The 21,320-nt window shown below is 64.6% G+C and carries 18 protein-coding genes and 1 tRNA gene; 5 read left to right on the top strand and 14 right to left on the bottom strand.

Annotated elements, in window-relative coordinates; translation table 11 throughout:
* The first annotated feature begins 45 nt into the window (after positions 1-45).
* The 3 genes from ACE10W_RS01000 (at position 46) to ACE10W_RS01010 (ending at position 1,799) form a co-directional block, all read left to right on the top strand.
* The gene (locus tag ACE10W_RS01000) at positions 46-732 is read left to right on the top strand and encodes a DNA-3-methyladenine glycosylase I (protein ID WP_304550113.1); all 687 of its coding nucleotides are present in this window, start codon (positions 46-48) and stop codon (positions 730-732) included.
* Positions 733-1,035: 303 nt separating this feature from the next.
* The gene (locus tag ACE10W_RS01005) at positions 1,036-1,329 is read left to right on the top strand and encodes a hypothetical protein (RefSeq protein WP_028172575.1); all 294 of its coding nucleotides are present in this window, start codon (positions 1,036-1,038) and stop codon (positions 1,327-1,329) included.
* Between the two features lie 242 nt (positions 1,330-1,571).
* Positions 1,572-1,799: a DUF3551 domain-containing protein gene (locus ACE10W_RS01010; RefSeq protein ID WP_028172576.1), complete on the top strand. Its 228-nt coding sequence runs from the start codon at positions 1,572-1,574 to the stop codon at positions 1,797-1,799.
* A 6-nt stretch (positions 1,800-1,805) separates the two neighbouring features.
* Here ACE10W_RS01010 and ACE10W_RS01015 read toward each other — a convergent pair whose 3' ends face one another.
* Positions 1,806-2,054: a hypothetical protein gene (locus ACE10W_RS01015; RefSeq protein WP_304550115.1), complete on the bottom strand. Its 249-nt coding sequence runs from the start codon at positions 2,052-2,054 to the stop codon at positions 1,806-1,808.
* A 134-nt stretch (positions 2,055-2,188) separates the two neighbouring features.
* Here ACE10W_RS01015 and ACE10W_RS01020 point away from each other — a divergent pair, with 134 nt between their 5' ends.
* Positions 2,189-2,572: an SHOCT domain-containing protein gene (locus ACE10W_RS01020; RefSeq protein ID WP_304550116.1), complete on the top strand. Its 384-nt coding sequence runs from the start codon at positions 2,189-2,191 to the stop codon at positions 2,570-2,572.
* A 63-nt stretch (positions 2,573-2,635) separates the two neighbouring features.
* Here the strand turns inward: ACE10W_RS01020 and dinB are convergent, their stop codons facing one another.
* Entirely contained in the window at positions 2,636-3,736 is a 1,101-nt protein-coding gene (gene dinB / locus ACE10W_RS01025) for a DNA polymerase IV (RefSeq protein ID WP_304550117.1), read from the bottom strand.
* Positions 3,737-3,949: 213 nt separating this feature from the next.
* Here dinB and ACE10W_RS01030 point away from each other — a divergent pair, with 213 nt between their 5' ends.
* Positions 3,950-4,159 (top strand): hypothetical protein, encoded by a 210-nt coding sequence (locus ACE10W_RS01030; RefSeq protein WP_060909506.1) that lies wholly within the window; start codon positions 3,950-3,952, stop codon positions 4,157-4,159.
* A 27-nt stretch (positions 4,160-4,186) separates the two neighbouring features.
* On the opposite strand, the gene ACE10W_RS01035 is transcribed toward ACE10W_RS01030, so the two are convergent.
* The 12 genes from ACE10W_RS01035 to ACE10W_RS01090 form a co-directional block, all read right to left on the bottom strand.
* Positions 4,187-4,263, bottom strand: a tRNA-Arg gene (locus ACE10W_RS01035).
* A gap of 285 nt (positions 4,264-4,548) precedes the next feature.
* A complete protein-coding gene (locus ACE10W_RS01040; RefSeq protein WP_304550166.1) occupies positions 4,549-7,659 on the bottom strand; it encodes an EAL domain-containing protein in 3,111 nt (1,036 codons plus the stop codon).
* Positions 7,660-7,832: 173 nt separating this feature from the next.
* A complete protein-coding gene (locus ACE10W_RS01045; RefSeq protein ID WP_171463731.1) occupies positions 7,833-8,918 on the bottom strand; it encodes a branched-chain amino acid ABC transporter permease in 1,086 nt (361 codons plus the stop codon).
* The gene (locus ACE10W_RS01050; RefSeq protein WP_011083706.1) at positions 8,915-9,925 is read right to left on the bottom strand and encodes a branched-chain amino acid ABC transporter permease; all 1,011 of its coding nucleotides are present in this window, start codon (positions 9,923-9,925) and stop codon (positions 8,915-8,917) included. Before ACE10W_RS01050 ends, ACE10W_RS01045 begins: the two co-directional genes overlap by 4 nt.
* Positions 9,922-10,644 carry an ABC transporter ATP-binding protein gene (locus ACE10W_RS01055; protein WP_304550170.1) on the bottom strand — a complete coding sequence of 241 codons (723 nt, stop codon included), beginning with the start codon at positions 10,642-10,644 and terminating at the stop codon, positions 9,922-9,924. The genes ACE10W_RS01050 and ACE10W_RS01055 overlap by 4 nt, the downstream gene beginning before the upstream one ends.
* Entirely contained in the window at positions 10,641-11,405 is a 765-nt protein-coding gene (locus tag ACE10W_RS01060; protein ID WP_028172583.1) for an ABC transporter ATP-binding protein, read from the bottom strand. Before ACE10W_RS01060 ends, ACE10W_RS01055 begins: the two co-directional genes overlap by 4 nt.
* Before the next feature lie 178 nt (positions 11,406-11,583).
* Complete coding sequence (locus ACE10W_RS01065) at positions 11,584-12,768, bottom strand: substrate-binding domain-containing protein (RefSeq protein WP_028172584.1); 1,185 nt, start codon at positions 12,766-12,768, stop codon at positions 11,584-11,586.
* 111 nt (positions 12,769-12,879) lie between these two features.
* Complete coding sequence (locus tag ACE10W_RS01070) at positions 12,880-14,928, bottom strand: acyl CoA:acetate/3-ketoacid CoA transferase (RefSeq protein WP_304550172.1); 2,049 nt, start codon at positions 14,926-14,928, stop codon at positions 12,880-12,882.
* 113 nt (positions 14,929-15,041) lie between these two features.
* Positions 15,042-16,352: an MFS transporter gene (locus ACE10W_RS01075; protein ID WP_039186767.1), complete on the bottom strand. Its 1,311-nt coding sequence runs from the start codon at positions 16,350-16,352 to the stop codon at positions 15,042-15,044.
* Between the two features lie 195 nt (positions 16,353-16,547).
* Entirely contained in the window at positions 16,548-17,990 is a 1,443-nt protein-coding gene (locus ACE10W_RS01080) for a sigma-54-dependent Fis family transcriptional regulator (protein WP_011083712.1), read from the bottom strand.
* 261 nt (positions 17,991-18,251) lie between these two features.
* Entirely contained in the window at positions 18,252-19,988 is a 1,737-nt protein-coding gene (locus ACE10W_RS01085) for a bifunctional diguanylate cyclase/phosphodiesterase (protein WP_304550175.1), read from the bottom strand.
* 198 nt (positions 19,989-20,186) lie between these two features.
* Positions 20,187-21,158, bottom strand: a complete 972-nt coding sequence (locus ACE10W_RS01090; protein ID WP_011083714.1) for a sensor histidine kinase — start codon at positions 21,156-21,158, stop codon at positions 20,187-20,189.
* Positions 21,159-21,320: the final 162 nt, after the last annotated feature.

Consider the following 21,320-nt stretch of genomic DNA (forward strand, 5'->3'; position numbering starts at 1 on the left):
ATCGAATTCTGCTGTCGTGGCATATCCTCAATCGCTCGTGTCCGCATGACCCCCTTCAAGATCATTCGTGCCCGCGCCGAGAAGCGCAAGGGCGGCCCCAAGGCGCTGGACAGGCTGATGCCCGACAAGCCCGACCTCAAGCGTCTGGCCAAGCTCGGCGACGACCGCATCCTCGCCGAGATGACCCGGCGGGTGTTTTGCGCAGGGTTTGCCTGGAGCGTGATCGATTCGAAATGGGACGGCTTTGAAGCGGCCTTCCTGCATTTCCAGCCGGCCAAGCTCACCTTCCAGCCGGAAGACTATTGGGAAGGCCTGCTGCGCGATGCGCGGATCGTGCGCAACGGCGCAAAGATCATGTCGGTGCGCGACAACGCCGCCTTCGTCCAGGCGATCGCAAAGGAGCACGGCAGCTTCGGCAAGTTTCTGGCGAAGTGGCCGTCGTCCGACGAAATCGGCCTGCTCGATCTCCTCACCAAGCGCGGCAGCCGGCTCGGCGGCAATACCGGCCAGATGCTGCTGCGCTTCGTCGGCTGGGACGGTTTCGTCACCTCCAGGGACGTCGTGGCCTGCCTGCGCGGTGCCGGCCTCGATATCGGCGAAGAGGTGAAGTCGAAGGGCGATCTCGCAAAAGTGCAGGCGCAGTTCAACGCGTGGGCCGAGGAGACCGGTCTGCCCTACACATATCTGTCACGCATCTGCGCGCTCTCGGTCGGCGAGGTCAGGAGCGAGTAACGGATCAAAAGGCATCAGGAGAAGCCTATCAGGCTGCCCATGATTTGCTCGGCGACGGCGCGGACCGCGACATCCGGATCGTCGAAGCTGCCGATTAGAGCCGCTCACAGGCAGATCGTGGACATCGTGTGGCGATCCCGTGCCGTGAGCGCGGCGGATGAAACCCGCGATCACGAAATACATTTCACCGGAACATTTGTGCGCAGCACCCGTTCGGGAATTTGAGCCAGGCGACACAGGCGCAGGGAACGCCCGTCCTAGCTCAACTCAATGAAACCCGGCACGACAGAAACGGAGCAGCCCATGAAGCTCACATCCGAACAGGTGAAGCAGACCGTCAACCAACTCGGCGCCCAGGTGCTGCCCGACGAGCATCCCGCCATGCCGCAGCTCAACAGCATGTTCGGCGAGCACACCTTCTTCGTCGACGAGACGGGCCTGAAGGTCCTCGAGCCGACCCCGTCGCTCGGCGCCGAGCGCCAGACCGGCGAAGTCGTCAGCCTCGCCGACTGGAGCGATGCCGACCTCACGCGCCTGATGGCCCACGAGCCGGAGCCGACGGGTGTGATCGTCGTGTTCGAGCATGTGAGGCATTGACCATTGCTGGTCGTGAAGGAAGATCAGATCGGCGGGGGAGACCCCCGCCGTGAAGGTGTGACGCCGTCAATTGATACGGCCGCCTTCAGGCAGCCCCGAGCTTGAGATTTTCGCGATAGCGTGGGCGCTTTTCGCCGCAGGTCGCATCAATAAACGCCGCAGCGTCTGGCAAGGGCTTTTACTGGCGGTATGGCCGACGCGTCGGCGATATAATTCGCCTCCATCCATCCATGGAGGTCGAGATGCATCGTGCCGTTCCGATGCTGGCATTGCTTGCCACATTTTTATCCGTTGTATTCTCGGGGCCGGCCCAGGCCGCCGAGGCGGATCGTTACTGCCTGCGTGGTCGCAACTGGGGCTTTCCGGGCAATTGCCAGTTCGCCACACGCCCGCAATGTCTGGCTGCCGCTTCCGGCACGAACGCATATTGCGGCATCAATCCACGCTATGCCGCTCCGCGGCGGCGCTGATCACCCTCAGAGATAAACCGTTCTGCGGTTATCTGCGCGGTAGACGCGTCCAATCAGGAAAGGCACGCTCAGATGCGAAAGCTTGCACTGTTCGTCATCCTGCTCGCGTTCGCGGGAACGTTCCCTTCCAGCGAATCGTATCCTCAGAGCGCGCTTCGGGGTGCGGTCATCGGCGGTGCCGTCGGCGGTCGTCGCGGCGCTGCGATAGGAGCTACGGCCGGAGCGATCGCCGGCGCCCACCGGCGGCATCGGCATTGGCATAGATATTATTGGCGGAACGGCAGCTGCTGGTACCGCTCGAGCAGCGGAAGATCGCACCGCGTGTCGCATCGGTACTGCCGTTAAGTGGAGCGACGGATCGAGAACGGTAATTCAACGAGGGGATTGCAATGTTCTTCGTTCAAGAGGGATTCACGTACCGAAATTTCCTGATGGACATGATTGCGATATTCGCATTCGTCGTTTGGTTCTGGCTGCTCATCGTCATCTATGGCGACCTGTTCAGGCGCCACGACATCTCCGGGTGGGGCAAGGCACTATGGGTGCTCGCGCTGGTTCTGACCTCCTACCTCGGCATCTTTGCATACCTCATTACGCAAGGGCGAAGCATGGCCGAACGTAACGCCGAGCAAGCTCAGCGGGCGCGCGAGGAGTTGCGGCACATCGTCGGCTTCAGCGTTGCAGACGAGCTTACCAAGCTTGATCAGCTCAGAAGGGCGGGATCCGTAACGGATGACGAGTACAGGCGGCTTCGCACCAGGCTGGTTTCCTAGCCGTCGTTGCGCGCGGCACACTCGGAAGCGATTTTTGAAAAATCTCGTCACCGTCCATCCGGTTCAGATGCCGAAAGTCAGCTGCGGCTCCGGATCATCCCCGTCCTGGAGGGCAGACAGCGATACGCCCAACAGCCTGACGCGCTTGGGCAGTGGCATCTCGACTTCGAGCAGGCCGCAGGTCAGCCGCTCCAGATCGTCCCGGCCTGCAACCGGTGTTGGTGCGGACCTGCTGCGTGTGATGATCTCGAAGTCAGCAAATTTGATCTTCAAGGTGACGGTGCGGCCGCGATTGCCGGTCGCCTCGCAATGGCGCCAGACCTTGTCGACGAGAGGCTTGAGCGCGGCGACCAGCGCGTCGAATTCGTCGAGGTCGGCCTGGAACGTGGTCTCCGCGCCGATCGACTTGCGGATCCGGTTGGCCCGCACCGGACGTTCGTCGACACCGCGTGAGATCCAATAGTAATAGGCACCCGCCTTGCCGAAATTCGCGTTCATGAACTCCAGCGTCTGGTTACGCATGTCGCGACCGGTAAATATGCCGAGCGCGTTCATCTTCGCACTGGTCGCCGGGCCAATCCCGTGGAATTTGCCGACGGGCAGCGCCTCGACGAAGGCGGGTCCCATCTCCGGAGAGATCACGAACTGGCCGTTGGGCTTGCGATGATCGGAGGCGAGTTTTGCGAGAAACTTGTTGTAGGAAATGCCCGCCGAAGCGTTGAGCCCCGTCTCGGCCTTGATCTTCTCGCGAATCCGCAGCGCGACGTCCCGTGCCAGCGGAATGCCCTGCAGGTTTTCCGTCACGTCGAGATAGGCCTCGTCGAGCGACAACGGCTCGATGACCGGCGTGTATTCGGCAAAGATGTCGCGGATCTGCCTGGAGATCGCCTTGTAGACCTCGAAGCGCGGCCTGACGAAGATCAGGTCGGGACATTGCCGCTTCGCCGTTACCGACGGCATCGCGGAGCGAACGCCGAACTTGCGGGCCTCGTAGCTGGCGGCCGCGACGACGCCGCGTTCCGCGGAGCCTCCGACCGCGACCGGCTTGCCGCGCAGCTCCGGATTGTCGCGTTGCTCCACGGACGCATAGAACGCATCCATGTCGATATGGATGATCTTGCGGACGGGCGAAGTGTCGCCAGTCACCGTGCCGGAATCGCTCATGGGGAGATGATACAATCGCGCAAGGAGAAGCGCGACGTGATCGATGCTTTTCGCGCCTTACGCAGCCTCGGCCGCGTTTGCCGGCCTGCTCAATGCGGCCATCTGGCGTTTGAATTGAGGCGTTCAGTCTCGACCAGGTTCAAAGAACAGTCTCAGGCTTGTGAGTGGCAAGCATGGGCACGCGATCTAATATGAGGGCGCGGAGGACAACCCATGCAATACAGCTCCGAGCTCATTCGCACGATGCGTCAAGCGCTGGAGACCGTGATGGCGAGCGTACCGGCCCATCAATCGGTCTTCGGTCTGAAAGCGGCTGTGGCCGAATGCATCCTGAAGGCCGCCGCACACGGCCAGACGTCCTACGACGGCCTGGTCGCGTCCGCCTCGGACCAGATCCAGGCGATGATCTCGATGCTCAGCTAGGCGCTGGCGTGAAGACGGCGACAAGGCTGGCGCACCCGACACGATTCGAACGTGTGACCTTTGCCTTCGGAGGGCAACGCTCTATCCAGCTGAGCTACGGGTGCAGTGGGGCCTCATTTAGCCGATTGGCGAGGGGTGGGCAACCGCTTCCGCCGTGTTCGGCCACGTTGATTTGCGGGCAATGCGGCCAGGAACCGGCAGGCTGTCGCAGCCAAGCCGTATTGCCGCATAAAGCGCCTGGTCGGCCAGGCCCAGCAGCCGGTCGGGGGTGCCGTCGGCCTCGCCGGGAATGTGGCTGGCGACGCCGACGCTGAGGGTGACGTGGTCGCCGGCTCCCTGGCGCCATGGGCGATCCGCAAGGCCATGACGGCGATGCGGATCTCACCATCTCAGGCCACCGCCGCCACCGGAACGGCGTGGCTCGGGCCGAACAGCTTTCGCACCTCGCTGGCGGGCTTCGGCGCGCTGAACAGATAGCCCTGCATCTCGGTGCAGCCGAGCGCGCGCAGCAGCTCGCGCTGGGCCTCGGTCTCGACGCCCTCGGCGACCGTGGTCATGTGGCTCGCGGCGGCAATGTTCACCACCGCCTGCACGATCACGGGCGCGCCGCTCGTCTCCGCGATGTCGGCGACGAAGCAGCGGTCGATCTTGATCTTGTCGAACGGGAAGCGCTTCAGATAGCTCAGCGACGAGTAGCCCGTGCCGAAATCGTCGAGCGCGATCCGCACGCCGATGGCGCGAAGCTGGTGCAGGATCGCGAGCGCCGCCTCGTCGTCGCGGATCAGCACGGCCTCGGTGATCTCGAGCTCGAGCCGGCGCGGATCGAGCCCGGAGGCGGCGAGCGCGCCGGCGATCCTGAGCGCCAGCGTGTCGCATTTGAGCTGCACCGGCGAGACGTTGACCGCAACCCGCACATGCGCCGGCCAGGTCGCGGCTTCGTTGCAGGCCATGCGCAGCACCCAGTCGCCGAGCTCGTTGATCAGGCCGGTATCCTCGGCGATCGGAATGAACTCCGCCGGCGAGATTCCGCCGCGTTCGGGATGGCGCCAGCGCAGCAGCGCCTCGCAGCCGGAGACCTCGCCCGAGCGCAGATCGACCAGCGGTTGATAGTGGATCTCGAAGCCGCCGTTCACCAGGGCCTGACGCAGATCCTGCTCCATGGTCAGGCGCGCCTTGGCGCACGCGTCCATTTCCGGCTCGAAGAAGCGGTGGGTGCGGCGTCCCTCGGCCTTGGCGCCGTACATCGCGAGGTCGGCGTTCTTGATCAGCTGGTCGAGATCGTTGCCGTCCTGCGGCGCCAGCGCGATGCCGATGCTGGCGTCGGTGGAGAGCTGGTGGCCGAGACAGTGATAGGGCTGCCGGATCGCCTCGTAGATCCGCGTCACGAAGGACAGCACGTCGGCACGGGACTGGATTCCGGTCTGGATCACTGCGAACTCGTCGCCGCCGAGCCGCGCGATCAGGTCGCTCTTCTTGAGGCAGCCACGGAGGCGGGTGGCGATCGCCTTCAACAGCTCGTCGCCGACGTGATGGCCGAGCGAATCGTTGATGCCCTTGAATTCGTCGACGTCGATGTAGAGCAGCGCGAACTGCCCGCCGTCGGCGACCTTCGCCAGCTCGCGTTCGATCTGCTCGCGGAACAACGTACGGTTCGGCAGGTCGGTCAACGCATCGTAGTGCGCCATATGCGCGATCTTCTCGTGGGCGCGCCGCCGCTCGGTGACGTCCTCGACGACATTGATGATGTAGCGCGGCTCGCCGGACTTGTCGCGAATGCCGATCCGGGTCGAGGTGATGTAGCGCCGTCCGATGGTCGGGGTGCTCCAGATGTGCTCATCCAGAAATAGTCCGTCCGGCGATTGCAGCAGCTTGTCGTCGTCCCGGGTGATGATCTCGGCGGCGTCCGTCGGATAAAGGTCGAACGCGGTCTTGCCGACGATCGTCTCGGGGGCGGTGACGAGTTGTTCCTCGGCCACCTGGTTGGCCAGGAGGTAGCGCCGCGTGTGGGCGTCCTTCACGGTGATGCGCGAGGGAATATGGTCGATGATCTCGCGCAGGAAGGTGTGGTTGCGATCGCGCTCCTGTTCCAGGTTGCGGCGCTCGGTGATGTCTTCGATCGTGGCGACCCATCCGCCCTGCGCGAGCGGGGTATTGATGACCTGGAAGGCGCGGCCGTTGGCGATCTGATGGGTTCTCGTGGAGACCGTGCCTTCGGCGACGGTCCTCATGACGTCGTCGCAAAATTCCTCGACGTCGCCGTCGAACGCGTCACGTTCCTTGCGATGGTACATCGCCTCACGGATGTGACAGCCGGGCTTGATGACGTCGTGGGAGAGGCCGAACATGTCGGCGTACCGGCGGTTGCAGGTGACGATGTATCCGGCGGCGTCGTACAGGATCAGCCCTTGCGACATGTTGTTCAAGGCCGTGTCGAGCCGCAGCCGCTCCGCTTCGATTCCCTCCTGGGCTTCGCGGTTCTGCCGGTTGATCTGGCGGATGATCAGAAAGAGGATCAGCGCGATCACGACGGCCGAAAGCGCGGCCGTCGTGACCATGAAGCCGGTCTGCTGCCGCCAGTCGGCAAGCGCCGCCGCCGTGGTGTTGGTGGCAACGATGACCAGCGGGAAATGGTTCAGCGACGCGGCTGAGCCAAGCCGCTCCTCGCCGTCGACCGGGCTCCTGACGCGAAGCGTTTGATGGCCGCCCTCGGTCAGCACCTTGTGCATCAGCGGCGCGGTCTTGAAGCTCCTGCCGATCAGCTCCTCGACATGCGGATAGCGCGCCAGCATCTTGCCTTCGCGATCGAACAGCGAGATCGCCGTGCCTTCGGCGAGCGCCACGGATGCGAAATAGTTCTGGTAGCTGTCCGGATCGATCCGCCGGACCATCGCACCGACGAAGGTGCCGTCCGGCAGGCTCAGCCGGCGTGCGACGACCGTGGTCCATTTGCCGATGATGAAGCTGCGGACGGACTCCAGCAGCACCGGTTCGGCCATCGGGTCCGATTTGAAGGTCTGGAAGTAGGCGCGCGAGGAGATGTTGATCTTCGGCAACGGCTGGGCCCGCGACCAGTTGATCAGTTCGCCGTCGGCATCGTAGATCGCGATGTCTCCGAGATAGGAGACCGAGCTGACCTTGCTGCGCAGCATCTGGTTTGTGGCAGGTCCGTACATGCGCTCGCGGAACATCCCGGGCGAGGCGATGCCCGGCAGGTTCATCTGCCCGATCAGATCGGCGGCGACGACGTCGGAATCCTCGAATTGCTGATCGAAATGCCGCGCGATCAGCTGCACTGTGTTTTCCAGCTCGCGCTCGCGGTTGGTGAGGGTTCGCTCGCGGAATTCGCCGACGGCCATGGCGGTCACGGCGAAGATCCCCGCGACCAGCAACACGCCGCACAGGGTCAGCCACAGGACAGGACCACGCCGCGCCAAGGCCGCCCAGCCGTTCTTTGCGGCTAAGGACATTCCGGCTGCCACCGTGGAAAAGACCTGGCGCATTCCCCCTCCCTGGAGGAACATGAATACACCGCACAAATGGCCCAAACCTTAGGAAAGCCGGTTACCTGAGCATTAATGCGGTTGCACGGCCAGGCCGCATGCAGCTGGGCGGGAATCGCTCCGCGGTTGCGCGATGCGCGTAACAATCGCTGCGCTGCATCACTAACGGCAGCTTAATGCGAGGCGCCCGCGCTCTTGTCACCGCCGCCACTGCGCAGCCGTCCGACCACGCCGGTCGGGAAGAAATAGACGCTGGCAATGAACAGCAGCCCGAGCCACAGCAGCCAGCGGTCGGGATGCAGAAGTCCCGGCAGCAGCGGCAAGCCGGCTTCCGACGCCGCCTTGGAGGCGACGCCCATCAGCGACTGGAGATAGTTCTGCGCGAGGATGAAGATGGTGGCGCCGATGATCGCGCCGTAGATCGTGCCCATGCCGCCGATCACCACCATCAGCAGGATGTCGAGCATGATCGAGAAGCTGAGCGAGGTGTCAGGGCCGGCGTAGCGCAGCCACAATGCGTTCAGGATGCCGGCGCTGGCGGCGACGAGGGCCGCGAGGCAGTTGGCGTAGGTCAGGTGGAACACGGTGCGGAAGCCGAGCGCCTCGGCGCGAAAACGGTTCTCGCGGATCGCCTGCAGCACACGGCCGAACGGCGAGTTCACCACGCGCAGCAATGCGAGGATCATCAGGGCCGAGATGGCGAGCACGAGGTAATAGGTGAGAATGCGGCCGTTGACCTCGAAGCCGAACAGGTTTCTGGAGATCAGCACCGTGCCGGGGCGCAGCAGTTCGGGCAGCTGGAAGCTGCGGCCATCCTCGCCGCCGGTCAGCCAGGACAGCTGCGAGGCCAGCACCTGGAAGGCGGAGGCGACCGCCAGCGTGATCATGGCAAAGAAGATCGCTGCGACCCGCAGCGAAAACAGTCCGATCGCGAGCGCGAGCAGGGCCGCCAGCGGCAGGCCGACGACGATGCCGGTTGCGACCGCGGCCCAGTTCGGACCCATCCCGTACAGCGCGATCGCGATCGCGTAGCTGCCGATGCCGTAGAACATGGTGTGGGCGAACGACACCGAGCCGGTATAGCCGAGCAGCAGGTCGTAGGAGGCGACCAGCGCGGCGAAGACGCAGATCTTGGCCGCAACGTTCAGCGCCTTGGCACCGGGAAACAGGAACGGCGTCGCCGCAAGCGCCAGGATGATGAGGACGAGGACGAGCGTGAGAACGCGGCTGCGCGGCGGATCGCCTGAGAGGATCATCATCGGCTGGTCACCGCATAGAGGCCGCGCGGCCGCCACATCAGAATGGCGACCATCAGCAGGATGTTGGAGACGAGGGCGAGTTTCGGCACCAGGAAGCCGCCGTAATTGGCGACCATCGCCACCAGGATCGCGCCGATGAAGCAGCCGCCGATCGACCCGAGCCCGCCGATGATGACGACGATGAAGATCAGCACGGTGAGGTCGTCGCTCATGGAGGCGTGGACCTGCTCGCGATAGAGCGCCCACATCACCCCGCCGAGGCCTGCGAGCGCGGAGCCCGTCATGAACACGCCGAGGAACAGGCGGCGGATGCGATAGCCGAGCGCCTCGACCATCTCGCGGTTCTCGACCCCGGCGCGGATCAGCAGGCCGAGCTTGGTGCGGTTGAGCACGAGCTGGATCGCGATGAAGACGGCAAGGCCGATCAGCGTCGCCAGCACGCGGTATTTGGCGATCGCGACGTCGCCGAGGATGAAGGAGCCGCGCAGCGAGGTGGGCAGCGGCATCGGGATGATCTGCGGCCCCCACAGCGCATAGAGCGTCTGCTCGGCGACGATCAGGCCGCCGGTCGTCATCAGGATCTGCTTCAGATGCTGGCCGTAGACCGGCAGGATCAGCACGCGCTCGACGACCAGGCCGAGCGCGCCCGACACCGCCATCGACAGCAGCGCAGCCGGCGCCAGCACCGCGAGGTTCATCCAGAGCGAATCGGCCTGAATGGACGCCGCAAACGGTGCCAGCACCAGGGTTGCGACATAGGCGCCGACGGCGATGAAGGCGCCATGACCGAAATTGAGCACGTCCATCAGGCCGAACACCAGCGTCAGCCCGGAGGCCATGATGAAGATCATCATGCCCATGGCGAGGCTCGCGGCGGTCAGCGTCAGCCAGGTGCTGGGCGAGCCGACCAGCGGGATCACCAGGAGGGCGAGCGCGATCGGCAGCAGGATCGGCGCGATGTCGCGCTTCGGCTTCGGCAGCGGATCGTTTGCGGCAAGTTCTGTCACTGATGCGCCTCCAGGCTCAGGCCGAGCAGCCGCTCCTGCAGCGGCACGTCGGCGGCGAGCGCCGCCATATCGCCGCGATGAACGATGGTGCCGTTGTCCATGACCAGCACGTTGTCGCCGAGCTCGCGCGCGGCAAAGAAGTTCTGCTCGACCAGGAGAATGGTGGCGCCCTTGCGCTTGATCTCCTTCAGGCACTCGATCAGCGCCATGACGATGGCGGGCGCCAGCCCCTTGGTCGGCTCGTCGATCAGCAGCAGCTTGCGCGGCTCGATGATGGCGCGCGCGATCGACAACATCTGCTTCTGTCCGCCCGAGAGGCTTCCCGCGCGCGACAGCCAGAACCGGCGCAACGCCGGGAAGAAGCCGAAGATCCAGTCGAGCTGGGCGTCGTCGAGCGGCCCGTCGCGGGCCGCCAGCACGAGGTTCTCCTTCACCGTGAGATCGGAGAACACCGCCATGCTCTCGGGTACGTAGCCGACGCCGAGCCGGGCGATGTCGGGCGTGGCGCGGCTCTCGATGCGCATCCCGGCGAGGCTGATCTCGCCCTTCGAGGCCTGCCACAAGCCCATGATGGTGCGCAGCGTCGTGGTCTTGCCGGCGCCGTTGCGGCCGAGCAGCATCGTGGTCTGTCCTTGCGGGACGACGAGATCGATGCCCTGGAGGATGTGATAGCGGCCGATATGGGTGTGCACGCCGGAGAGTTTCAACAGCTCGGTCATGCGGCGCTCTTCGGTGCGATGCCGAGATAGGCCTCCTGCACGATCGGCGAGGCGATCACTTCGGCAGGTACGCCGTCGGCGACGAGCTGGCCGTTATGCAGCACGATGATGCGGTCGGCCAGCGAGCGCACCACGTCCATCTTGTGCTCGACCAGCAGAATGATCTTGCTCCTGTCCTGCTTGAGCTGCGCGATCAGGTTGAGCACCACAGGCACCTCGTCGATGCTCATGCCGGCGGTCGGCTCGTCGAACATGAACACCTTCGGCTCCAGCGCGATCATCAGCGCCACCTCCAGCTTGCGCTGGTCGCCATGCGACAGCGCGGTCGCGGCGACGCCGCGGCGGCCACCGAGCGCGACCTGGTCCAGGATGGCGTCGGCGCGCGCGATCAGGTCGCGGCGGACCATCCACGGCCGCAGCATGTCGTAATGGGTGCCGTTCGCCGCCTGTACCGCGAGGCGGACGTTCTCTTCCACGGTGAGGTTCGGAAACAGGTTGGTGAGCTGGAAGGCGCGTCCGAGGCCCGCGCGGGTGCGCAGCGGCGCGGAATGCTGGGTGATGTCGGTGCCGTCGAACAGGATGCTGCCACTCGATGCGCGTAGCTGGCCCGAGATCAGGTTGAAATAGGTGGTCTTGCCGGCGCCGTTCGGCCCGACGATGGCGGTGAGCTCGCCGGGGCGGAACGTGCAGGAGACGTTGTTGACCGCGACGTGGCCGCCGAAGCGGATGGTGAGGTCGCGGGTTTCGAGAGAGAGCGTCATTCGATGTTTCGACCGAGTTTGGCGAATAAAATGGAGATGTATCCGCGATCACGCTGCGCTCCCTCCCCCGCTTGCGGGGGAGGGTTGGGGAGAGGGTGTCTCAGCAATCGAGAACCCCCGAGCGAGAAGAGCCCCCACCCGGCCTCCCCCGCAAGCGGGGGAGGTGAAGCAAGAAAGCTCAGCGCTTGTTGCGGACGGGAACGTCCATGTCCTCGATCTTCAGCTCGCGCACCGGCTCGAGCACGGCCCAGGCGACGTTCGGATCGACCTTGACCTTGAAGTGATACATGCTCTGGAGCGCCTGATGGTCGTCTTTCCGGAACACCATCTTGCCCTTCGGCGTGTCGAACTCCAGGCCTTCCATCGCGGTGATCAGCTTCTCGGTGTCGGTCGACTTCGCCTTGGTGACGGCGGCGACGACGGACATCGCGGCGGCGAAGCCGCCCGCGGTGAAGAAGTCCGGCGGCGCGTTGAAGCGCTTCTGGTGCTCGGCGACCAGCCAGTCGTTCACCGGGTTCTTCGGGATCTCGTAGAAGTAATAGGTGGCGCCTTCCATGCCGGGCAGGCCCTTGTAGGCGGCGAGCGCCGGCAGGATGTTGCCACCGGTGGAGAGCTCGATGCCGTAGCGCTTCGGATCCATGTCCTGGAGCTTGGCCAGCGGATTGCCGGCGCCGGCCCAGATCACCCAGATCACCTTGCGGCCCGGCTTGTCCTTCAGCGCGTCGAACAGGCGCTGGCCGACCGCGGTGAAGTCGGTGGTCGAGGTCGGGGCATATTCTTCGGCGGCGAGCGTCGCGCCGGTCTTGGCAAGCGCCTCCTTGAAGGCGGCGACGCCGTCGCGGCCGAAGGCATAGTCCTGCGCCAGCGTTGCGACGGTGACGCCCTGCTTGCCGATCGCGACCGCATTCGAGATCGCGTCCTGCGAGGAGTTGCGCGCGGTGCGGAAGATGTAGCGATTCCACTTCTCGCCGGTAATCTGGTCCGCGACCGCCGGCTCGACGATCAAGATCTTCTTGTTCTCCTCGGCGACCGGGAGAATGGCAAGCGCTGCGGCCGACGATGTCGTGCCGATCGCGATATCAGCCTTGTCGTCCTGATAGGCTTCCGCGAGCGCTGCCTTGGAGAGATCGGGCTTGCCCTGGTCGTCCTTGGTGATGACGACGATCTTGCGGCCGTCGAGCGTCATGGTGCCCTTGGTGGCGTACTCAAAACCCATCTGCAGGCCGGTCTCGGTCTGCTTGGCGTAGGCCTCGAGCGGACCGGTCTTGCCGTAGATCAGCGCGACCTTGAGGTCGTCGGCCCGAGCGGAGGTGCCCGCGGCGAGGGCGAGGATGGTTGTTGTTATGATGAGTGATCGACGCACGATGGTCCCTCCTGATTCAAAGTTTCTCGGTAACAGCGAGTTGCACAACGTTACGAACATTGCAATTCATCCTTCCGGCGGACTGCGCCGGCACATGAGCATGCATCATTTTTAGGCCTGCCGTGTCACGCGCGTGTCGCCTGATGCGGCGGGTCTGCCGGCAGACTCGATCTGCCGCCAGTCCGACTGCGCCTCTTCCGCGCTCTCGAAGATGTGCGGCGCGACGCCGCGCTTCTCCAGGGCTTCGCCGAGCTTGATGCGCAGGAAGCCGGACGTGGTGTAGCGCGACACGCCGGAATAGAAGCGATCGACCAGGCTGCGCACCATGGCCGAATAGTCGTCCATCAGCTCCGGCAGGATCGAGAAGTTGTCGTAGTTGACGATGGCGTAGACCCGGCGGCCGAGCGGGGCGAGCTTCGCCTCGACGAGGGCTGCGATCGCATCGATCTCGGCCTTGCTGCGCAGCGGATATCGTTCCAGGTTGACGAAGAACAGGTTCTGCTGCTCGTCGAGCGTGAAGCGCTGGTCGAGCGGAATGGTCAGCAGCCGCTCGCGCAGGTCCATGGGGCCGTCGCGGAAGATGCGGGTGTCCATCAGGATAGGGTCGCGCGGGATCAATGGCTTGAAATCCATCAGGCGCAGGATGTCGCGCTCGATGTCGATGCCGGGCGCTATTTCCATGAGCTCGAGCCCGTCGGGCCGCAACGCGAAGACGCAGCGCTCGGTGACATAGAGCACGCGCTGCCCCCGTGCCGCGGCGAAGGGGCCGCTGAAGGTGACGTGCTCGACGCTGTTGACGAATTTGCGCGACCTCGCCTCGTCGAGGATGGCGAGCTTTCCGTCGTTCACCGCAATGCGCTGCTTGCCGGCGCCGAACGTGCCGACGAAGACGACCTCCTTGGCGTTCTGGCTGATGTTGATGAAGCCGCCGGCGCCCGCGAGCTTCGGCCCGAACTTGCTGACATTGAGGTTGCCGGCGCGATCGACCTGGGCGAGCCCGAGGAAGGCGGCATCCAGGCCGCCGCCGTCGTAGAAGTCGAATTGATAAGGCTGGTCGATCACCGCCTGGGTGTTGATCGCCGCGCCGAAATCGATCCCGCTCGCCGGAATGCCGCCGATCACGCCGGGCTCCGCCGTCAGCGTGATGAGATCGATGATCCGCTCTTCATTTGCGACCGAAGCGATCCCTTCGGGCATGCCGATGCCGAGATTGACCACGCTATTGGCCTTGAGCTCGAGCGCGGCGCGCCGGGCGATGATCTTGCGCTCGCTGACCGGCATCACGGGCAGGGAGGCGGCGCGGACCCGGATCTCGCTCGAGAAGGCCGCATTGTATTGCGTGCCGAAGGTCTGCCAGTGGTTCTCAGGTCTCGCCACGACGACGCAATCGACGAGGATGCCGGGAATCTTGACCTGGCGCGGATTGAGGCTGCCGCTCTCGGCAACGCGCTCGACCTGGGCGATGACGATGCCGCCGGAATTATGCGCCGCCATGGCGATCGCGAGCGCCTCCAGCGTCAGCGCCTCCTTCTCCATGGTGAGATTGCCGTCGGGATCGCCCGTCGTGGCGCGGATGATCCCGACTTGAATCGGAAACGTCCTGTAGAGCAGGCATTCTTCGCCGCCGATCTTGATCAGCTCCACCATGTCCTCGGTGGTGCGCGCATTCAGCTTGCCGCCGCCATTGCGGGGGTCGACGAAGGTGCCCATGCCGACGCGGGTGATGTGGCCGGGCCGGCGCGCGGCGATGTCGCGGAACAGATGCGTGATGACGCCCTGCGGCAGGTTATAGGCCTCGATCTGATTGGCGATCGCAAGCTGCTGGAGCTTCGGGGCAAGGCCCCAGTGCCCGCCGATCACGCGCCGGACCAGGCCTTCATGCGCGAAATGATTGAGGCCGCGATGCTTGCCGTCGCCCTGGCCGGCCGCGTAGACGAGCGTCAGATTGCGCGGCTTGCCCTGCGTGTAGGGCGCATCGCCCTCGTGTGAGAGATAGAGCTCCTCCAGTGCGATCGCGATCTCCTCGGCAAAGCCGATGCCGACGAAGCCGCCGGTCGCGACGGTGTCGCCGTCGCGGATCAGCATGACCGCTTCGGCCGCCGTGACGACCTTGCCTTTCTCGGAATTGCGCAGATAGGGCAGAGCTGGATGATGGCTCACGGCGTTCCTCCCGATCCCTGGACGGTATGCCGTCGTTGCTGTGCGTCGATCCTAGCGCGGGGAGCAGGCCCGGAACAGGCTGCTCCTCGCGACAAGAGGTATCGTCAGGACGTTCAGGACTGCACTATCTTGCGTGTTTCGGTGGCGAAATAGACCGACACGACGGTGATGATCGCCAGCGCGATCATGTAGAGCGAGATCGGCCAGGTCGCCGGCGCGTACGCCGTCATCAATCCCGTCGCGATCAGCGGCGACAATGCGCCGGCGAAGATCGAGGCGAGGTTGTAGCCGAGCGAGACGCCGCTATAGCGCACCTTGGTGCCGAACAGCTCCGACAGGAAGCTCGCCTGCGGGCCGTACATCGCGGCGTGACCGACGGCGAGGCCGAGCACGATCGCGATCCAGGCATATTGCGGGTTCTTGGTCGAAAGCAGCATGAACAGCGGGAACGACATCAGCGCCGAGAACACCGCGCCGAAGATGTAGATCGGCCGCCGCCCGAGCCGGTCGGAGAGCGCGCCGAAGGCGGGAATGGTGAAGGTCTCGATCGCCGCGCCGATCAGCACGCCGTTGAGCATGTCCTGCTTGTTCATGCCGAGCGATTGCGTCGCATAGGCGAGCACGAAGGTCGCGTAGATGTAGAAGAAGCCGTTTTCGGCAAAGCGCGCGCCCATCGCGAGCAGGATGTTCTTGGGATACATCCGGATCGCCTCGAGGATCGGCATCTTGACCTCTTGCTTGGTGTCCTTGACCTTCTGGAACTCCGGCGATTCCGCGATGGTGAAGCGAATCCACAGGCCCACCAGCACCAGCGCGATCGAGAACAGGAACGGGATGCGCCAGCCCCAGGAAAGAAGCTGTGCGTCGGTCAGCATCGCGGACACCACCGAGAACACCAGCGTGCCGAGCACGAGACCGAGCGGCGCCCCGAGTTGCGGCCAGCTGCCGTAGAATCCCTTCTTGTCCGCGGGCGCATGCTCGACCGCCATCAGCACCGCGCCGCCCCATTCGCCGCCGAGGCCAAAGCCCTGGATCAGCCGGCAGGTCACCAGCAGGACCGCGGCCCAGATGCCGGCGGTCTCGTAGGTCGGCAGGAAGCCGATCGCCGCGGTCGCCGCGCCCATGATCAGCAGGGTCAGATAGAGCATGGTCTTGCGGCCGATCTTGTCGCCGTAGTGGCCGAACACGACGCCGCCGAGCGGACGCGCGATGAAGCCGAGCGCGTAGGTCGCGAACGCCAGCAGCGTTCCCATCATGGGGTCGAAGGTCGGGAAGAACAGCTTGTTGAAGATCAGCGCCGCGGCGGTGCCGTAAAGGAAGAAGTCGTACCACTCGATGGCTGTGCCGATCAGGCTCGCGGTGGCGACGGTCACGTGCGAGGGCTGTCTCGCCTCAAGCTGATGGACTGAGATCGCTTCACTCATCTTGCGTCCTCCCTGGTTGCGAATGCGCATGTGCAGCATGCGTCATTGTGCAGGGCGAAGAGCAAGCTCCGCGCCAGATGCCGCAGGTTTGCGCAAAATGGCTGAAAACCCAGCAGTTTCAACGCCCGCCCCGGGACAGAGCGGCAGCGCGCCGTGTCTGGAGTCCGAGACTCCGGACACGCGATGTCTCGCAACTCAGACGGATGCGGCTCCCGAGGCGAGGCCGAACTTGGCGAGCTTCTTGTAGAAGGTCGCGCGCGAGATCTGGAGCATCTTGGCGGCCTCCGAGATCTGGCCGTTGCTGGCGGCGAGCGCCTGTTCCAGCGTGTGCTTCTCGAACTCGGCCTCGGCTTCCGCATAGGGCAGGACGAGGCCGGCCGGCCGCGATGGTGCCGTGGGCACCGTCTCCGCGCCGACGGGGAGAATGCGATCGAAATCGTCGCTGGTGAGGCGTCCCGAATCGCTCAGGATCAGCGCGCGTTCCAGGATGTTGCGCAGTTCGCGGACGTTGCCGGGCCAGCCATAGCGCGCAAGCGCAGCCAGACCGCTCGGCGTGATCCTGGCATTGAGGTAGTCGCCGGATGCGCTGATGTCCTCGAGCAGCCGTCCGCAGATCTCGGGCAGGTCGTCCAGGCAGTGGCGCAGGGGCGGCAGCTCGATCGAGAGCACGTTCAGCCGGTAGTAGAGATCCGCCCGGAATGTCCCCTCGCTGACCCGCTTGTGCAGGTCGACATTGGTGGCCGCAATCACGCGCACGTCGACCCTGGTGACCTTGTCGGAGCCGAGTGGCTCGATCTCGCGCTCCTGGAGCACGCGCAGCAGCTTGGCCTGCAATTGCAGCGGCATCTCGCCGATCTCGTCGAGAAACAGCGTGCCCCCGTCGGCGATCCGGAATTTTCCGTCGCGACCCTTGCGGTCCGCGCCGGTATAGGCGCCCGGCGCGGCGCCGAAGAACTCCGATTCGATCAGCGTATCCGGGATCGCCGCGACGTTGACGCTGACGAACGGCTTTTCGGCGCGGGCGGAGGCGTTGTGGATGGCCTGCGCCAGCATCTCCTTGCCGGTGCCGGTCTCCCCGGTGAGCAGAACGGTGACGCTCTGGCGCGCGGCGCGCGCTGCAAGCTCCTTGGCCTGTGCGATGCCGGCGGTTGCACCGACATAGTCGTCGAAAGTGAACCGGGCGGCGCGCGCATGCGACAATTGCCGCCGCGCCAGCCGCAAGTCGTTCTCGAGCTGGGCGACGCGACCGAGCAGTGGCTTCAAGCCCTCGAGGCGGTCGTAAAGTACGAAGCCGATCGCGCCGATGATATTCCCCTTCTCGTCCTCGATCGGCATGCGGGTCACGACGAGTTGCTCGCCGCCGAGCTCCATGATGTCGAGGATGATCGGTTCACCCGTTTCCACGACCCTGCGCATCAGGCTGTTGGGGATGACCTCCTCGATCGGGCGGCCGAGCGCCTCGGATTCGTGCGAGAGGCCCATCGCAGTGACGTATTTTTCGTTGACATACACCACGCGTCCGCTGCGATCGATCGCGATGGCGCCCTCGCACAGATGCTCCAGCCGCTCGAACAGCGTCTCCATGGCGCGTGCGCGGATATAGGCGGGATCGCTGACGACGGAAGAGGGACCGGACATGGCGTGCCTCGCGGGAAGCCCGCCTGTTTATTACCAAAAGGGCAGCAATTTCAAAGGGGAGAATTGGCGCTGGCTTCGCGACCCATTCTCGGTCGTCGTCCTGGACAAGCGAGCAAAGCGAGCGCCGATCCAGGACCCATTACCCTAGGGAGCTGTTTGGCGAAGACTCGTGGTCACCATCCCGCGCCACGACACCCGCCTGGGGTAATGGGTCCTGGCTTTCGCCAGGACGACGGCGGTGTTTGTTGCGCCGCTGCCGCCCTACCGCCGATAACCGCCCGCCCGCGAATAGCCCTGTCGGTTCTGCTGCATCGGGCGGCTGGCCACGTTGGCGCGGGACTCGCTGGCGACGGGTGTTGCGAGCTTCAGCTCCTCCAGGAAGATCGGCCGCGAGAAATAATAGCCCTGCGCGTAGCGGATCTTGGTCGCGGCCTGGAGGTAGGCGAGCTCCTCGTAGGATTCGAGGCCCTCGGCGATCACGGTCATGCCGAGCGCTTCGCTCAAGGATTCGATCGCGCGCAGGATGCCCTGGCTGCGCGGCCGCTTATGGATGTCGGTGATGAAGGAGCGGTCGATCTTGATCTCGTCGGCCGTGATGTCGGCGAGCGCCGAGAGCGAGGAATAACCGGTGCCGAAATCGTCGATCGAGATGCCGACGCCGAGCTTGCGGAACATCGGCAGGATTTCCGACTGGAAATGGCTTTTGGCGACGAAGGCCTCTTCCGTCAGCTCGATCATGAAGCGTTGGGGAAAGCCAGTGTTGTCCAGCGCCTGCGCGAAGCTGCGCATGAACTCGGGATTGCCGGCCTGCCTGGCGGCGACGTTGATGCTGATGGAGGCGTCCGCGCCGAACGTGTCGTTGATCAGGTCGATCGACTTGACGATCTCGGCGAGCACGAGATGGGTCAGCTCGTCGATCAGTCCGAGCTCGCCGGCAAGGTTGATGAACGAGCCCGGCGCCTGGATCACGCCTTCGTCGTCGCGCAGCCGCACCAGGGCCTCGATGCCCTTCACGGCCTGCGTGCGGATGTCGACCTTGGACTGGAACGCGCAGCAGAAGCGCTTCTCCAGGATGGCGAGCCGCAGCGACTGCTCGATCTTGGTGCGCGCCAGCGCCTCGCGCTCCATGCTGGCGTCGAAGAAGGCGGCCGATCCCTTGCCGTCGTTCTTGATGCGGTACATCGCGATGTCGGCGTTCTGACGCAGCATCTCGAAGCTGCTTCCGTGATCGGGATAGAGGCTGATGCCGACCGAGGTCGAGGCGAAGACCTCCGAATGGTCGATGAAGAACGGCGCGGTCAGCCGCTCCAGCGTCGCTTGCATGAATTCGGCGACTTCCTCCTGGCCCTGGATCGGGGAGAGCAGCAGCAGGAATTCGTCGCCCGAGATGCGCGACAGCATGTCGGAATCGCGCAGGTCGCGCCCGAGCCGCTTCGCCAGCTCGACCAGCAGCGCATCGCCGACGGCGTGGCCGTAATAGTCGTTGATGTGCTTGAAATTGTCGACGTCGAGAAAGGCGAGCGCGAAGCGCTCGCCGCCGCCATCGCGCGCGAGCAGGTTGTTGGCGCGGTGCTCGATCACGCGCCGCGAGGGCAGGCCGGTCAGCTCGTCGAAATAGGCCGAGCGGAACAGCTGGTCCTCGAAATTCTTCTGCTCGGTGATGTCGGAGGAGGCGGAGATCAGGAGCTCGCGTCCGGCGAGGCGAACGGGGCGATGGGTCGTGAGCAGCACCTGGCGCGCCGCGCCGTCGTGCAGGGCTTCCTCGGTGACGACCGCCTGGCCGGCGCTCAGCGCCCGGCGGCAGGCTTCCCGGCGCGGCGTCAGATCGGGCGAGGGACGGCTGTCGTCCATGCCGAGCTGCGCCGCTGCGGCATCGTTAACCAGCAGAAGCTCGCCATGGGCGTCCTGAACGGTCAGGCCGGCCGGCAGCATTCTAACGATTTCCTTGAGGAATCCGAGTTCGGCTTCGCTCGCGCCGGAATATCTGTTGTCGTTCATAGAAGTCATGAATCTTGTTGTTTCAGCGCGCCTTTGCAATGGGCGCGATCTTGCGTGGTTCCCTCTTAAGTTCGGTTAAGGGGTCCGGAGAAATACGGTGGTGTCTTGCGGCGATGCGGCACGCGCGCCGATCGTCATTAACAGAGGGTCAATGCGCCCAGCGAAATCGCGAGCGGAGCGCGCGGGTCTGCTTTCGCTTTAGCGGCTTTCGCCTTGGGGGATGCGGCATTGCATGATGCAATGCAGCCCGGTCTTCAGATACGAGATCTCGGTCCTGCCATCGAAGGCGGAAAGCGCCGATTTCAGCAGCTTGGTGCCGAAGCCAGGCTCGGACACCTTGTCCACGGTTGGCCCCTCGGTCTCGTCCCAGGTGATGGTCAGGCGATCGTCGCTGACGGTCCACGACACCTGCAGCAGACCGCGCGGCGCAGAGAATGCGCCGTATTTGCCTGCATTGGTGGCGAGCTCGTGAAACATCAATGACAGCGTGACCGCGAGCTTCGCCGGCAGGAACAGCCGGTCGCCGTTGAGGGTGAAGCGGACGTGGCCGTAGGGGCCGAGCTCCGAGATCAGGAGATCGCGGATGTCGCAGCCGGCCTTGTCGATCCGCGAGATCAGATCGTCGGTTGCGGCCAGCGATCGCAGCCGCGGATCGACCCGGGCCCAGACCTGCGGCTGGTCATGCAGCACCTGGTGAATCACGGCGTGCACTGTCGAGAGCTTGTTCTTCAGCCGGTGCTGGAGCTCGTCGACCAGCAGCTTGCGATAGTCTTCTTCCTCGATCAGGCGCTTGGAGATCCGGCGCTGCTCCGCCAGCATGGTGCGATAGTGCTCGACGCCCCAGATGGTCAGCGCGCTCACGGCCCAGTAGAGCGCCAGCAGGGCAAAACGCGCGCGATCGGCAAGCGCATCGCTGAAATTCACGACGACGCCGAGCACGCCGCCGACGATCGCCGTCACGATGCCGATCCGGAAGCCTCCGAACGCGGCGGCAAAGAACACGGCCGGAAAGTACGGGGTGAAGTAGACGTCGGGCCGCACTTGCGCGAGGCCCCAGCGCGCCAGCGTCGCAACGAGCAGGCAGGCCACCGCAAAGGCAATGCTCAAGCCGAGCGACGGAGGTGCCGCGCCCTGCCAGCCCTTGCGGAATTCGTCGATCAGCTTCTCCATGCGCCGCCCGGTTGCGAGGTGCGTTCGTTGCGAATGTTACGCATCTCGCCAGCGCAAGCAAAGCTTGCCTTGTCGGGAGCCGGCAGGAATAGTGACCGTCGCGGCGCCGACTGTCGCGGCGTCGTCGTCGATCGGTATCCGCCATTTGGCGTCAAGAGGTTC

It is taken from the genome of Bradyrhizobium sp. B025 (assembly GCF_042257955.1).
GTDB lineage: Bacteria > Pseudomonadota > Alphaproteobacteria > Rhizobiales > Xanthobacteraceae > Bradyrhizobium > Bradyrhizobium diazoefficiens.

Excerpts from the sequence above, each read along its gene's own strand:
- ACE10W_RS01000 (WP_304550113.1), top strand. The coding sequence starts at position 46 with ATGACCCCCTTCAAGATCATTCGTGCCCGCGCCGAGAAGCGCAAGGGC.
- ACE10W_RS01005 (WP_028172575.1), top strand. The coding sequence starts at position 1,036 with ATGAAGCTCACATCCGAACAGGTGAAGCAGACCGTCAACCAACTCGGC.
- ACE10W_RS01010 (WP_028172576.1), top strand. The coding sequence starts at position 1,572 with ATGCATCGTGCCGTTCCGATGCTGGCATTGCTTGCCACATTTTTATCC.
- ACE10W_RS01015 (WP_304550115.1), bottom strand. The coding sequence starts at position 2,054 with ATGCCGATGCCGCCGGTGGGCGCCGGCGATCGCTCCGGCCGTAGCTCC.
- ACE10W_RS01020 (WP_304550116.1), top strand. The coding sequence starts at position 2,189 with ATGTTCTTCGTTCAAGAGGGATTCACGTACCGAAATTTCCTGATGGAC.
- dinB (WP_304550117.1), bottom strand. The coding sequence starts at position 3,736 with ATGAGCGATTCCGGCACGGTGACTGGCGACACTTCGCCCGTCCGCAAG.
- ACE10W_RS01030 (WP_060909506.1), top strand. The coding sequence starts at position 3,950 with ATGCAATACAGCTCCGAGCTCATTCGCACGATGCGTCAAGCGCTGGAG.
- ACE10W_RS01040 (WP_304550166.1), bottom strand. The coding sequence starts at position 7,659 with ATGCGCCAGGTCTTTTCCACGGTGGCAGCCGGAATGTCCTTAGCCGCA.
- ACE10W_RS01045 (WP_171463731.1), bottom strand. The coding sequence starts at position 8,918 with ATGATGATCCTCTCAGGCGATCCGCCGCGCAGCCGCGTTCTCACGCTC.
- ACE10W_RS01055 (WP_304550170.1), bottom strand. The coding sequence starts at position 10,644 with ATGACCGAGCTGTTGAAACTCTCCGGCGTGCACACCCATATCGGCCGC.
- ACE10W_RS01060 (WP_028172583.1), bottom strand. The coding sequence starts at position 11,405 with ATGACGCTCTCTCTCGAAACCCGCGACCTCACCATCCGCTTCGGCGGC.
- ACE10W_RS01075 (WP_039186767.1), bottom strand. The coding sequence starts at position 16,352 with ATGAGTGAAGCGATCTCAGTCCATCAGCTTGAGGCGAGACAGCCCTCG.
- ACE10W_RS01080 (WP_011083712.1), bottom strand. The coding sequence starts at position 17,990 with ATGTCCGGTCCCTCTTCCGTCGTCAGCGATCCCGCCTATATCCGCGCA.
- ACE10W_RS01085 (WP_304550175.1), bottom strand. The coding sequence starts at position 19,988 with ATGAACGACAACAGATATTCCGGCGCGAGCGAAGCCGAACTCGGATTC.
- ACE10W_RS01090 (WP_011083714.1), bottom strand. The coding sequence starts at position 21,158 with ATGGAGAAGCTGATCGACGAATTCCGCAAGGGCTGGCAGGGCGCGGCA.